This is a genomic window from Nocardia sp. NPDC003482 (assembly GCF_053588115.1).
Genome location: NZ_JBSFPI010000020.1, coordinates 86,371 through 99,906, shown reverse-complemented (window position 1 = coordinate 99,906; position 13,536 = coordinate 86,371). Strand labels below are relative to the sequence as shown.

Annotated in this window: 8 protein-coding genes; 6 read left to right on the top strand and 2 right to left on the bottom strand. The window is 71.7% G+C overall.

Annotated elements, in window-relative coordinates; all coding sequences use genetic code 11:
* Positions 1 to 53: 53 nt before the first annotated feature.
* From ACWDSJ_RS28145 to ACWDSJ_RS28120, 6 genes are read left to right on the top strand one after another with little or no spacing between them, the layout of a single operon-like run.
* The gene (locus ACWDSJ_RS28145) at positions 54 to 2,024 is read left to right on the top strand and encodes a carbamoyltransferase C-terminal domain-containing protein (RefSeq protein ID WP_450035425.1); all 1,971 of its coding nucleotides are present in this window, start codon (positions 54 to 56) and stop codon (positions 2,022 to 2,024) included.
* On the top strand, positions 2,021 to 5,008 hold the full coding sequence (locus ACWDSJ_RS28140; protein WP_450035423.1) for an AMP-binding protein: 2,988 nt from the start codon (positions 2,021 to 2,023) through the stop codon (positions 5,006 to 5,008). Before ACWDSJ_RS28145 ends, ACWDSJ_RS28140 begins: the two co-directional genes overlap by 4 nt.
* Positions 5,005 to 6,015 (top strand): TauD/TfdA family dioxygenase, encoded by a 1,011-nt coding sequence (locus ACWDSJ_RS28135; protein WP_450035422.1) that lies wholly within the window; start codon positions 5,005 to 5,007, stop codon positions 6,013 to 6,015. The genes ACWDSJ_RS28140 and ACWDSJ_RS28135 overlap by 4 nt, the downstream gene beginning before the upstream one ends.
* Positions 6,012 to 10,262, top strand: coding sequence for an AMP-binding protein (locus tag ACWDSJ_RS28130; RefSeq protein ID WP_450035421.1), 4,251 nt, complete (start codon positions 6,012 to 6,014; stop codon positions 10,260 to 10,262). Before ACWDSJ_RS28135 ends, ACWDSJ_RS28130 begins: the two co-directional genes overlap by 4 nt.
* An 11-nt stretch (positions 10,263 to 10,273) precedes the next feature.
* Entirely contained in the window at positions 10,274 to 11,245 is a 972-nt protein-coding gene (locus tag ACWDSJ_RS28125) for a TauD/TfdA family dioxygenase (RefSeq protein WP_450035420.1), read from the top strand.
* A complete protein-coding gene (locus tag ACWDSJ_RS28120; protein WP_450035419.1) occupies positions 11,242 to 12,576 on the top strand; it encodes an NtaA/DmoA family FMN-dependent monooxygenase in 1,335 nt (444 codons plus the stop codon). The genes ACWDSJ_RS28125 and ACWDSJ_RS28120 overlap by 4 nt, the downstream gene beginning before the upstream one ends.
* Positions 12,577 to 12,730: 154 nt before the next feature.
* Here ACWDSJ_RS28120 and ACWDSJ_RS28115 read toward each other — a convergent pair whose 3' ends face one another.
* Both ACWDSJ_RS28115 and ACWDSJ_RS28110 read right to left on the bottom strand, forming a co-directional pair.
* Positions 12,731 to 13,195 carry a hypothetical protein gene (locus ACWDSJ_RS28115; protein ID WP_450035418.1) on the bottom strand — a complete coding sequence of 155 codons (465 nt, stop codon included), beginning with the start codon at positions 13,193 to 13,195 and terminating at the stop codon, positions 12,731 to 12,733.
* Positions 13,192 to 13,494 (bottom strand): hypothetical protein, encoded by a 303-nt coding sequence (locus tag ACWDSJ_RS28110; protein ID WP_450035416.1) that lies wholly within the window; start codon positions 13,492 to 13,494, stop codon positions 13,192 to 13,194. The genes ACWDSJ_RS28115 and ACWDSJ_RS28110 overlap by 4 nt, the downstream gene beginning before the upstream one ends.
* Positions 13,495 to 13,536: the final 42 nt, after the last annotated feature.

Below are 13,536 nucleotides of genomic sequence, written 5' to 3'. Positions count from 1 at the left end.
CCCCGCGTCGGGCCGGGCGAATCCCCGGCACCGCGGAACAGAGGGGCCCGGCGATGACCCTTCGAGTGGTCGGTGTGAATCTGAGCCACGACAGCGCCGCGTGCCTGCTCGAGGACGGGCAGGTCGCGGCCGCGCTCGCGCTCGAGCGCATCACCGGCATCAAACGCGGGGTGGTGCCCGCCCATGAATACGCCGCCGCGATGGCCGCGCTGGTCGGCGACGTTCTCTCCGCCCGCGGGCTCACCGCCGGCGAGATCGATTACTGGATCGCGACCTCCACCGAATCCCGCGACGGCGACGACGAGGCCGCCTTGGCCGACGCTCTGGGACTGCTGGTTCCGGCCGACCGACGGCTCGTCCTGCCTCATCCCGGTCACCACCTCGCCCACGCCAGCGCGGCGTTCTACAGTTCCGGATTCGACGAGGCCGCGGCGTTGGTGATCGACGCGTACGGATCCCGCATCGCGGCGGGGCGCGAACGGGAATCGGCCTTCCACTTCGGCGCCGGTCGCCCGCCGACGGTGTTGTGGCGCACCGAGCGGGCCGCAACGCGGATCGCGGGACGCTGGCGCGATGGTGTCCTGTGGATTCCCGCCCAGCTCAGCGGGATCGGCGAAATCTACCGGGTGCTCACCCTCGCTCTGGGCTTCCACGAAACCGGCACCACCTACGACGACGCCGGGAAGACCATGGGCCTGGCCGCCTACGCGACACCCCTGTCGGCCGAGGACCTGTTCATCCGCATCGACCACGGTCAGCTGCGGTTCGACCACGCCGCCGACGCCCTGATCGACCTCGGGCTGGCGATCCGGCGCGAGGACGGGCTCGAGCTGAAGGCCCGCCGCCCCGACGAACCCATACAACCGTTCCACCAGCAGCTCGCCGCCCAAGTGCAGCGCGAATTCGAGCATGCCTGCCTGCACCTGGCCGACCAGGTCCTGCACGCCAGCCGCAGCCGCGCCCTGGTGCTGTCGGGCGGCTGTTTCCTCAACTCGGTGGTCAACACCCGCATCCGCCGCGAAACCGACTGCGAGCGCCTGTTCGTCTTCCCCGCGGCCACCGATGACGGCAACGCCGTCGGCGCCGCCCTGTACGCCCACCACGTCCTGCTCGCCACCACCCCCGCCCCCGCACCGCCCGCGATGCGTCACGCCTATCTCGGGCCGGTCCGCGACCTGCACGGCATCGACGCCACCGCCCAGCGGTGGGGTCTGCGCGCGCGGCCCGGCTCCCCCGCCCGCGCCGCGGCCGCGATCGCCCGCGGCGAGATCATCGCGCTGTTCGGGCCCCGCGGCGAGTTCGGGCCGCGCGCTCTGGGCGCCCGCTCGATCCTGTGCCATCCCGGGATCGCGGGCATGAAGGACCGGTTGAACGCCCGCGTGAAGTTCCGGGAAGCGTTCCGGCCCTTCGCCGCCGCGGTCCTGGCCGAACACGCCCGCGACTGGTTCGACCTCGACGACGAGGATCCGTTCATGCTCCGGGTCTGCCCGGTCCACCCCGACAAGCGCGCCGCGATCAGCGAGGTCGTCCACACCGACGGCACCTGCCGCATCCAGACCGTCGACCCGCACCTGCCCGGACCCCTGCGCGAGCTGCTCGAACAGGTCCATGCCCTCACCGGTGTGCCGGTGGTGCTCAACACCTCGTTCAACCTGCGGGGGCAACCGATCGTCGAGACCCCCGAACAGGCACTGGACTGCCTGTTCGGCTCCCGCATCGACCGCTTGTTCATCGGCGACTGGGAGATCGACGCCCCCGACCACACCAGCCTGAGACCTACCCCCTCACACCCCCTCCCCAGCTTCGCCGTCACCGACCACCTCGCCCGCGCGGTCCTCGACACCGCCGACGGGCACCGCACCGTCGCCGCGCTCGCCGATATGCTCGCCGCCGATCTCGACGCGACCCTCGACACCGCGCTCGCGCTGCGCGCACGAGGGCTGCTGCGCTGGGACAACGTGCCTCGCCCCCACGCGCTGCGCCTGCCGCTGCGCCAATACGAACCCGCCACGGACCCGCAATGATGACGTCCCCCTCCGCCCCGGCTCCGCCATTGCTGCGGCTGTGGAACGACGCAGCCACCCGCTTCGGCGAGAACCGGCCCGTGATCACGCTCGACGACAACAGCACCGCTACCGCCACCGACATCGATACCGTCGCCGAGTGCCTCGCCGACCACCTGCGCGGGCTGGGTGTGCGCCCCGGCGACACGGTCGTCCTCGCGGCCACGCGCCGCCCGATCTGGCTCCCGGCGTTGCTCGCGGTCTGGGCGTGTGGCGCGGTCGCCGTCCCGCACGCCCCGGGCGACCCCGCCGCGGTGATCAGCGCGGCCGCCCGCGCCGGCGCGACCGTGCTGATCACCGACGACGACTCGCCCCGCGGCCCGTTCGGTTACCGCCTGCGCCGCCGACCCGGAGCGGGGTCCCCCGACCCGGCGCTGGGTCCCGACCACGCCTACGTCATGAGCACCTCCGGATCCACCGGCACCCCCAAACACGTGGTCGTCACCCACCACACCGCCGCCGCGGTACTGACCGGGTTGGCCTCGATCGTGCAGATGCGGTCCGGCGAACACGCCCTGCACACGGCGGCGTTCTCGTTCTCCTCGAGCATCCGCCAACTCCTGCTGCCCGTGCTCTCGGGCGCCCAGCTCACCCTCCTCGATCAGCCCCGCTTCGACCCCCGCCAAGCGCTGCAGGTGTGCGCACACCGCGCGGTCACCTCCCTGGATCTGACACCGAGCCACCTCGCGGCGATGACCACGCACCTCGACACCGATCCCGACTGCCCGCTCCCCCGGTCCCTGCGCCGACTACTCGTCGCCAGCGAAGTACTGCCCCGCGCGCTGCTCACCCGCTGGCGCGCGCACTGCGACCACCCTCACACCCTGGTGCACCTCTACGGCCAAACCGAGACCGGCGGCGCGTTCAGCGCGCTCCCCGACGCCGACCACGACACCGACGAACACGGCCCGCTGCCCCTCGCCGCGCCCTTCCCGCCGTTCCACGCCCACTTCGACGACGGACCGGCACCCGGGATCGGCGAAATGATCCTGCACGGCGTCGACGCCCGCGACGGGCTCCTCGCCGACTGTCGGCTACGTCCCCACCCCGGCCTCGACAACCGTTGCGGTACACCAGGATTGCGCACCGGTGATCTGTTCCGCGTCCGGCCCGACGGCCGACTGTCGTATCAGAGCCGCGTCGACCAACAGATCAAGATCCGCGGAATCCGTGTCGACCTCGCCGCGGTCGAGAACCGACTCACCGCCCTCACAGGAATCCGCCAGGCCGCCGTCACGACCATCCCCCGATCCCGCGCCGACGACACGCTGATCGGCATCGCATATGTCACCTCCCCACCCGGCACGGACACCGAAACCGTTGTCGGCGCGGCTGTTTCGACCCTACCTCCCGGCGCGCCCGCGCCGGTGGCCGCCGAACTCCCGGCCCTGCCGCTCACGCGCACCGGCAAGATCGACCGGCCCCAGGTGGCCGAACTGCTCGCTGACCGCCACCGCGCCGACACCGCGTCCGCCAATCTCGATGTGCTGGAACGGATCTGGGTCGAGCACACCACCGGTGGCGCCGGTTCCGCGGCCCGGGATTTCTTCGCCGCCGGCGGCGACAGCGTGTCGCTGATCGGGCTGCTCGCCGCCGTGTCCCGAGAACTGGGGATCCGGGTGCTGCCCGAACAGTTCTACCGCGCACCGACTCTCGCCGCGCTGCGCGACCTGACCAGCGGCGACGCCACGTCCCCCGCGCCGGTGCCCGCCGATCTCCCGCAGGCGCCACGCCCGAGAGCGGTCGGACCGGAGCAGGCGGTCCCCGCCACCGAGGCGCAGCAGGGAATGTGGGTCGCCGAACAACTCGCCGATCCCACACAACCGTCACCGTATTGGCTGCCGATCGACCTACAGCTGGACGCGGCGGTCGACCGCGACAGACTCACCGCGGCATGGCGCAAGGTCTTACGCCGCTTCGACGCGCTCACGCTGCGCTTCGAGCAGGCCGCGTCGTTGACCGCGGCGTCAGGGCCTCCGGCGGACACCGAGATCTTCGCCCCGGTCCCCGCCGACTTGGGAACACTGACCGACAATCAGGGGCTGGCCAGGCTGTTCGCCTCGACCGACGGCGAGACCAGCACGCTGTCGCTGCGGATCCATCACGCCGTGGCCGACCGCCCCAGCCTCGCACTCGTCGTCGCCGCGCTTGCCGCCGCCTACAACCAGCCGACCGCCGCACCGGCAGCGGACCGGTCGTTTCTGGCGTGGATGGCCGACACCCGGGCCCGCGGCACCCACCCCGAGGCGGTGGCCGCGGCCGCGGACTACTGGCACTCGGTGCTCCCCGAACCCGGTGAGCGGGCGGCCGCGGTCGACCTGCGAGGCATGGCTCGCGCGCACATCGAGGTCGACCTCCCCGCACAGACGACATCGAGCACCGCCACCGCCCACTCGCACTGGCTGTGGGCCTACCGGTGCGCGCTCGCCACGGCGGGGCTGGCGTCGAGCGCGCTGATCGGCATCGACATCGATACGCGCGCACCCGATCAGCGCGACCTCGTGGGCGTCTGCACGGTCACTAGGCCCGTCGTGCTTCCCCCACCCACCCCCGACATCGACGACGGCGCCCGCGCGGCAGGGATGGCGGTGGCCCGTCTGCTGCCGCACGCCCCGGTGCCGCTGACCGCAGCCATCCCCCCGCGGCGCCGGCCCACCGGAGATCCCCGCCAACCGTACTTCCTGCACAAACTCGTCTTCCAACCCCGCGCCTACACCATCCCGCGCCTCGACGGACGCCCCGCCCGCTACCACACCCTCCCCCACGGGATCGCCGAGAACACCACCACCCTGTTCGTCCGCGAGCACGGCGCCACCGCGCGCCTCGAACTCGCCTGGGCCAGCGACCTTCTCGACCGCGACGCCGCCCGCGCCCTGCTGCACGAGGTCATCGACACCGCCTCCCGACACCACGCTCGGATCCTGACCGAGGAACAGCCCTGGTGACTCGCGACGACCCCGCCCTCCTCCCGGATCTGCGCGCCCATTTCGACGCCTCCGTCCTGGGTGTTCCCGTGCTGCCGGGCACACCAGCCCCGCTGCTTTTGACCCCCACGAGACCGGAGCCGTCGTGGACGGCTCGCCTCGGCCGGGCCCTGGCCGACGAACTGCTCCGCCGCCCCGCTCTGCTGCTGCGGCGCACCGGAATCGAAAGCCCCGCCGATTTCGCCCGACTGGCCGACACCGTGCTGGCCGACATGCCGGTCTATCGAACCGGCGAACACCCCGCGGTGCGCGCGGGAGCCGGGGAGGTGGTCTACGAGCCGGTGCGGTTCGCGGCCACCGAGACGCTGCTGTGGCACCACGAGGACAGCTTCGCCCGCCAGTGGCCGCGATTCGTGCTCTTCGCCTGCCTGCGCCCGGCCCTCACCGGCGGACACACCACCCTGGTCGACACCCGCCTCGTCTACCGCGACACCCCCGAACCCGTGCGAAACCGCTTGCATCGCATTGGAATCCGATACGAGCGATTCTGCGACGGCCACGCCGGGCGCAGCTGGCAGCAGCTCTACTCCACCGACAACCCCCACCACGCCCAACGCGCGGCGGCCGCCCGCGACGAACTCCTCGAGTTCACCGCGCAGGGAGCGCGCATCACCTTCCACCGCGCCGCCTTCACGCGCCCGGGCGGGCACCCCACCTGGTTCAACCAGATCCTGCACTGGCATCCCGCCGCCCTCCCCACCGACCTGCGCGAACTCACCACCCACAACCTCGTCCCCACCTACCGGCGATGCACCGCCGGCGACGGCACCCCCATCACCGACGACATCGTCGACGCCCTGATCCGCACCCACACCCGCCACCACTACCCGCTGGCCTGGCAACCCGGCGATGTCCTGCTGATCGACAACGCCGTGCTGGCCCACGGCCGCGCCCCCTTCACCGGACCCCGCCGCCACCTCGTCCGCATGGCCGGCATCGGCACCCACCCCAGCCCGGAGCGTCCATGACCCACCCCGGCGAGCCACACCCCCGACTCACCCGCGACGCCGCATCCCCGACGTGGGCGCCGCATCCCGCGCAGACCGCGCTGCTGCGCACAGCACCCGCCCCGAACACGGCTGGGCCCGGCGCCAACTGCGTGTTCGCCTACCGCGTCCAGGGAACGGTGTCCCCGCCCGAGCTGGCCCGCGCCTACACCACCGCCGTCGACGCCTTCGACGCGCTGCGCCTGTACGTTCGCGACCTCGGCGGTGCGCCCCGCCTGCTTCTGGGCGGCGCTGCGCGCGTCCACATCGCCGTCCACGACAACCGGACCTTTACCGACGGCGCCACCGACCCCGAGGCACTCACCCACTGGATAGCCCGCACCGCGAGCCGCCGCTTCGATCTCGCGCACGGCCCCGTCGCCGCGATCGACATCGCCGACCACCACGGCGATCTGATCGTCGTCGAAACCGTCCACCACGCCCTCGCCGACGGAACCTCGCTCCACCTGCTCCACCAGCAGCTCACCGCCGTCCTTGCCGGCACGCCCCCACCCGCCGCCGAGCTCGGCCGATACACCGACCTGCTCACCGACACCCCCCACGACCACGCCGACCACATCCGTTACTGGACCACCGAATTCGCCGGATTCGACCACCACCGCCCCCGACCGAGCAGTGACGCCGCCGCACCCGCGTACCGCTGTCTGCGCTTCGACGCTGCCCGCGCCCGGGCGCTGGACCACGCGGCCCGCGCCGCGAGAGCCACTCTCGCCGGAACGATCCTGGCCGCCCTCACCCACGCGGTGGCCCGCTATCGCGGAGTGTCCGACCTCGCGGTCCTGGTCGCCACGGACTGCCGCCCGCACCACCATCGCCGCACGTTCGGCCAAGTCACCCAACTGCTTCCCCTGCGCGCGACCCAACACTGGAACCAGCCCCTCCGCAGCCAGGCCGCACACCACACCCGGGCGATGTTGCGGGCCCGGGAGCACTCCTACGTCGACCTCGACGACCTCGACCACGCCGGTATACCGATCGCGCTGACCGCCCCCGACGCCCTCGCCTTCGTCCACCAGCACGACCCGCCCCAGCCCCCCACGCTGGCCGGGGCGGTGACCACCGCGCTCGCGGTGCCCGAACTCCACCACGCCGGCGGCCTGACCTGTGTCGTACACACCCGCGACGGCAAAATCACCCTGGCACTGCGCACCGGGCCCGCCAGCGTCGACCGCCCGCACCTGCACGGCATCGCCGACACCGTCGACACCTTCCTGCAGGCGCTGGCCGCGCACCCCGACCAGCGTCTCGGCGCCGACGACCTGCTCGCCCCGACCGCCCGCGACCTCGCGAGATGCCATGTCCCCCACCCCTATTCCTTCCGGCCGGTCGAGGACCTGATCCTCACGCGGCTGCACGCCCCCGACGCCGCCGACCCCGTCCTCCTCGACCACGACCGCACCCACACCGCGCACAACCTGCTCGAAGCCTCCGAGGAGCTGCTCGCGCGGTGGCACACGCGCGGGGTGCGCCGCGGCGACGTCGTCATCGCCCACCCCACCCGCACCCTCGACCGGGTCGCGGCGTTCCTCACCGCCCTGCGACTGGGCGCGATCTACCTGCCGACAACCCCACCCATCCCCGCTCGAGTGCTCGACGAACTGATCGACCAGAACCGCTCGGTGTGGACCGCGACCGGCACGGACGTGACCGCCGTACACCACAGCCGCCCCGCTCGCCGCCCCGCCCACGCGGCCTCACCCGGCGCCCCGGCCTACATCATCTTCACTTCCGGAAGCACCGGAGCCCCCAAAGGCGTCGTCGTCTCGCGGGCGAGCCTGTCGAACCTGGTGGCCGGGGAAGCCGACCGATTCGCGATCACCCCCGCCAGCCGGATCCTGCTGATCGCGCCGCCGACCACCGACCCCTGGATCTGCCACGTGAGCGCCGCCCTGGCCCACGGCGCGACCCTCGTCGCAGCCGACCCCGCCGCCGGGCTCGAGGACATCCTCATCCGGCGCCGCGTCACCCACGCCTTCCTCCCCGCCGCTCTCGTCCGCACCCTCGACCCCGCCACGCCGTATCCGGACCTGGTGATGATCGCCAGCGCCGGTGACCGCTGCCGCACCGACGCCCTGCTCGCCCTGCACCGGCCCGGGCGACGACTGTTCAACATCTACGGCCCCACCGAAGCCACCGTCACCGCTACCGTCGCCGACCTCACCCCCGTGCCCTGCCCCCCGCGCCAGCCCACGCCGATCGGACGACCGATCCGCGGCATGGGCGCCCGCGTCAGCATCGACCGCGACGCCACCGCCCCGCCGGGGGTCATCGGAGAGCTGATGCTCACCGGCGCCGGCATCGCGCTCGGGTACCTCGGCGCGGACAGCAACGACCGGGACCGTTTCCGCGACGACCCCGACACCGGGCAACGCTGGTACGCCACCGGAGACCGGGCCTGGCTGTCCCCCCACGGAGAGTTGCACTTCGCCGGGCGCATCGACCGGCAGGTCAAGATCCGGGGATACCGAGTCGAACTCGGCGAGATCGAACACGCCGCCCGCCGCACCGGTCTGTGCGGGGACGCCGTGGCGATCCCCACCACCGACGAAACCGAGCAGCAGATCGTCCTCTACGTCGACGGCTGCCGCGACCGCGACGCCCTACGCGCGGCGTTGAATCAGCTGCCCACCGCGCTGCGCCCGCGCCAGCTCTACGCCCTGATCGCTCTGCCGCGCACCACCACCGGCGCCATCGACACCCACGCTCTGGCCGCACAGACCGAAACCGCCCCGCCTCCGCCGGACTCGGCGACAGGCTTACCGCGGTGGTTCGTGACCGCCTGGATCGAGGTCCTCGGCACCGTTCCGGGCCCGGATTCGGACTTCTTCGCCTCCGGCGCGGATTCTCTGGACGTGTTGCGCTTCGCGCGCGCGACCCGCACCGCCGGCCATCTCCTCACACCCACCCAGATCCACCAGCACCCGATCGCCGCCGACCTCGCCGCTCACGCCGCCACACCCGACCCGCACCTCGGCAGCACCACCGGCGCGGCGGCCGCGCCCCACGGCCCGGCCCAAGGCTGGTTTCACGCACTGTCCCTCCCCCAGCCCCGCCGCTGGAACCAGCAGCACGCCTTCACCCTCGACGCCATCCTCGACCCCGCCGCGGTCACCGCCGCCCTCCACACCCTGCTCACCCACACACCGATCCTCGCCGCCGTCGACGAGAACCACGCCCTGCGCCTACCCCGCGACCCGACCATCGCAGAACCCCTGCTCTGCCCGAGCGACGCCCCCGACAACCAGGTCCGGGCCTGCTTGGAGGAACTGCACGACGGCATCGATCCCGCGAACGGCGCGATGCTGCGCGCCCTGGTGCTCCCCTGCGACCACGCCACCACCATGGTCCTCGCCGCCCACCACCTGGTCGTCGACGACTGGTCCTGGCCGCTGATCGAACACCGCCTGCGCTGCGCCCTCACCACCATCCCCACCCGCGCCGCGCCCCGGGATCTCGGCTATCTGCGCTACACCGACGCGCTGGCCACGCACACCCACACCGCGCACCAGGCCGCGGTGTGGACCGACATCCACTCCCACGGCCGCTGCGCCGACCTCGGACACCGCCCCACCCGCCTGCTCCACCTCACCCAGCAGGTGCCGCGCCTGCACCCGACCACAGCGGGCGGCCTCGCGCCGCGACTGCTGGCGGCCTTCTCCCGCGGCCTGGCCCACACCGAGCCGCACGACACCTCGATCATCGACATCGAACGCAACGGGCGCACCGCCCTGCCCGGCGTCGACCTGACCGACGCGGTCGGCTGGTACGCGCTGCACCACCCCCTGGTCCTGCCACACCGAAGCGACCACCACCGCCACGCCGCCGACATCGCCGCGACCTGGCCAGCATTACGGCAATCCAGCCTGACCTACGGCATGGCCCGATGGGTTCACCACACGATCACCACCCCACGCGTGGGCCGCTTCGCGGTCAACATCACCGACGGCTCCTCCCTCCCGCACACCCTCCCCCCGCCGCTGCGCGAACGGCTGCGCCGCTGCGCGGTCGCCCTGTCCGGCCCCAACACCCTGCCCTACGAAGGGATCCTGGTCCTGCGGCACGCCCCGACGGCATCCACCCTCGAGTTCACCTACGACCCCGAGCGCCTGCGCACGGACCATGCCTGCGCGGTACTCACCGAAACCGCGCGCGCCTACCTCGAACAGACCCCCGGCGGCCACGAACCTCCCGGGCCACCGACCGGGTGAAAGGACCACCAGTGCCAGACACCCCCGTCCTGCACGCCCCCGACACTCGCGCCGCCCGCTCGCTGCTCGAATGGGGACACCAGAACCTGTCCTCGCTGAGCACGACACTCCGCGACGCCGGAGTCGTCCTACTGCGCGGATTTCACACCCCCGAACCCGACACCGCACAACGGATCCTCGCGCTGCTCGGCGCGCAACCCATGGACAACGTGTTCTGGTCGACACCACGCCGTCACGTGCGCGGGCACACATTCACCGCCACCGAATACCCTCCGCGACAACATATTCCGCTGCACAGCGAAATGTCCTATCACCGCCGCCGCCCCCGCCTGCTGGTCTTCCACGCCCTCGAGCGCGCCGCCAGCGGCGGCCAGACCACCCTGGCCGACCTCGACGCGGTCTCGGCAGACCTCGCGGCCCTGTCCGCCGAACTCCGCACCCGGCAGGTGACCTACGTCCGGACCTTCCACCCCGGAATCGACATCCCCCTCGCCACCGCGTTCGGCACCGACGACCTGTCCCAGATCACCCGCATCGCCGCCGACGCGGACATGACCCTGCGCCGAACCTCGACCGGCGCACCACAACTGACCCACACCGCGCAAGGAGCGCTCACCGACGCCGCGACCACACGGCCGATCTGGTTCAACCAACTGCACCTCTACCACCCCGCCCGGCTCCCCCAGCCCCTGCGCCGCAACCTCCGCCAGCTCTACAGCGAACACGACCTGCCCCGCCACGCCTACTACGGCGACGGAGAACCCATCCCCGACCAGACCGTCGAAGAGATCACCGACGCATTCACCGCCCACACCATCGACATCGACTGGGAACCCCACGACATCGCCGTCATCGACAACCTCCGCTACGCCCACGGCAGACGCCCGTTCACCGGACCACGCCGCGTCCACGTCGCCATGGGCATGCCCCACACCTGCACCGACCGCGGCACCCTGACCATTCCCGGCCCGGAGCCCGAATGACCGCGCGGACCATGCACCTCAACATCCTGCTCGCCGCGAGCGGCCACCACGCCGGCGCATGGCTGCTCCCCGAAGCCGACATCGACGCCAACTCCACTGTCACCCACTACATCTCCCAAGCACAGACCGCCGAGGACGCGGCCGTGGACTCCATCTTCATCGCCGACTCGCTCGCGCTCGGCGCCGAGGCCCGCTACTCCGAACGCCGCCCCTTCGAGCCACTCACCCTCGCGGCCGCCATCGCCACCCACACCACCAGGATCGGACTCATCGCGACCGCGTCGACCTCGTTCACCCAGCCGTACAACCTCGCCCGAACTTTCGCCTCCCTCGACCACATCAGCGGCGGACGCGCAGGCTGGAACATCGTCACCACCGCCGAGGACGCCGCGGCACGCAACTTCGGAGGATGGCCCGTCCCCGATCACGACACACGCTACGACCGCGCCGACGAGTTCGTCGGCGTGGTCCGAAAGCTCTGGGACAGCTGGCAACCCGGCGCGCTGCGCCGCGACCGCACCACCGGCGACTACACCGACCCCGACAAGATCCACGCCATCGACCACCGCGGAACCCACTTCGACGTCCACGGCGCACTCAACATCGCCCCCGGCCCCCAGCGCCATCCCGTCCTCGCCCAAGCCGGATCGTCACCCAGAGGCCAGCAATTCGCCGGCCGCCACGCCGAAATCGTGTTCTCCGTGCACCAATCCCGCGCCGCGTCCCAGCGACACAACCGCGCTGTCCGCGCCGCCACCCGCGCCGCGGGCAGAGACGGCGACAGCATCCGCATCCTGCCCGGCATCGTCCCGATCATCGCCGAATCCACTGCCCAGGCACACGCCCTCAAGACCCGACTCGATGACGCTGTTCCGCCGGCACGGATGATCGCCTTCCTCGAGGAACGGCTCGGCATCCCCCTGTCCGGTACCGACCTGGACGGCCCCGTTCCCCCCTTACCCGACGCCGCCGACTTCCCCGGACAGCAGGGCCGATTCCAGGTCATCAAAGACCTTGCCACCCGCTGCCGAAGCATCCGGGAACTCTACAACGGCCTGGCCGCAGGCCGTGGACACGCGACCGTCGTAGGTACCCCGAACGACGTCGCCGACCACATGCAGTCCTGGTTCGAAACCGGCGCCGCCGACGGATTCACCGTCCTGCTACCCACCCTGCCCGGCAGCAGCGACCGCTTCTTCACCGACCTCCTCCCGATCCTGCGCCGCCGCAGACTGATCCGGACCACCTACGACACACACCCTGCGCCAGCACTATCGACTCCCCCAACCGACATAACCGAGACACCACCCTTCGACACCCCTGCACCGTAGGCTGGGCGCAGCAGTGCAAACGGATTTCGCGCCACTACCACCGAAACCCCGAATACCTTCGGCCGCAACCATTTACGACCATTGCGGGCCAACCTCGCACAGTTCACCGCAGAACACCAACTCGGGACCGGTCGACACTGCCCACACAGGCTATTCAGCGTCGGCGGCGCCACCACACCACCACGATGCACGCCGCCCACACCACGATCAGCACGCCCAGCCCCGGCACGATCCACAGCACCGACAGCGCACGACCGCCGCCGGGCACGTAGACCTCACCGTCGCCGACGTCAACGGCGCGATATCGGTTCCCGACCGTGGGCTGGAAATCCCTCCCCCCGAGATCGACCTGGGACCGCACGGGTCCGCCGGTGTCGGCCAAGAAATTGCCGCTGGCCGTGCACCGGCGGGGGTGGAGGCAGGTGAGCGAGGTGGCCGTCCAGGTGCCGGTCCGGCCCTGGTCGTGCCACAGCCGCCACGCCACGGGCACCTCGGGCGCCAGGGCGATCAGGAGGACCAGCGGGACAACCACCAGCCAAGGCCACCCGTCCCGGATCTCGCCTTTCCGCCAGCGCCGTCCCGGCCCGTGCCGGTCGCCCGGCGGGTGCCGCCGCATCATCGGAGCGGCCCCTTCTCGGTGCGCTCGATCTCGCCGCTCGGCGATGTCTCCTCCGAATCCTCTGCGGCACAACGCAAGCCGTCGATCCGATCACGCAGGTGCTGGGCGGCCGCGTGCTGCCGCGCTCGAACGGTATCCATCCGGCGATCGATCTCAGCGGGGTCGAGCCGTCGACGCAGGCCCTCGTGCATGATCTCGCGCATCAGCGCCGCCTCCGACACCCCGAACACCTCAGCCTGCAAGGCCAATATCTCCCGCTCGCGCACCGGGAGGCGGACGGTGAACGTCACAGCTTTCATCGACGCCCCCCACCGCGGCGGCTCGGACCCGCCTCACGCGGC

What these genes read in the sequence shown, in the direction of transcription:
- ACWDSJ_RS28145 (WP_450035425.1), top strand. Translation starts at nt 54, where the DNA reads ATGACCCTTCGAGTGGTCGGTGTGAATCTGAGCCACGACAGCGCCGCG.
- ACWDSJ_RS28140 (WP_450035423.1), top strand. Translation starts at nt 2,021, where the DNA reads ATGATGACGTCCCCCTCCGCCCCGGCTCCGCCATTGCTGCGGCTGTGG.
- ACWDSJ_RS28130 (WP_450035421.1), top strand. Translation starts at nt 6,012, where the DNA reads ATGACCCACCCCGGCGAGCCACACCCCCGACTCACCCGCGACGCCGCA.
- ACWDSJ_RS28120 (WP_450035419.1), top strand. Translation starts at nt 11,242, where the DNA reads ATGACCGCGCGGACCATGCACCTCAACATCCTGCTCGCCGCGAGCGGC.
- ACWDSJ_RS28115 (WP_450035418.1), bottom strand. Translation starts at nt 13,195, where the DNA reads ATGATGCGGCGGCACCCGCCGGGCGACCGGCACGGGCCGGGACGGCGC.
- ACWDSJ_RS28110 (WP_450035416.1), bottom strand. Translation starts at nt 13,494, where the DNA reads ATGAAAGCTGTGACGTTCACCGTCCGCCTCCCGGTGCGCGAGCGGGAG.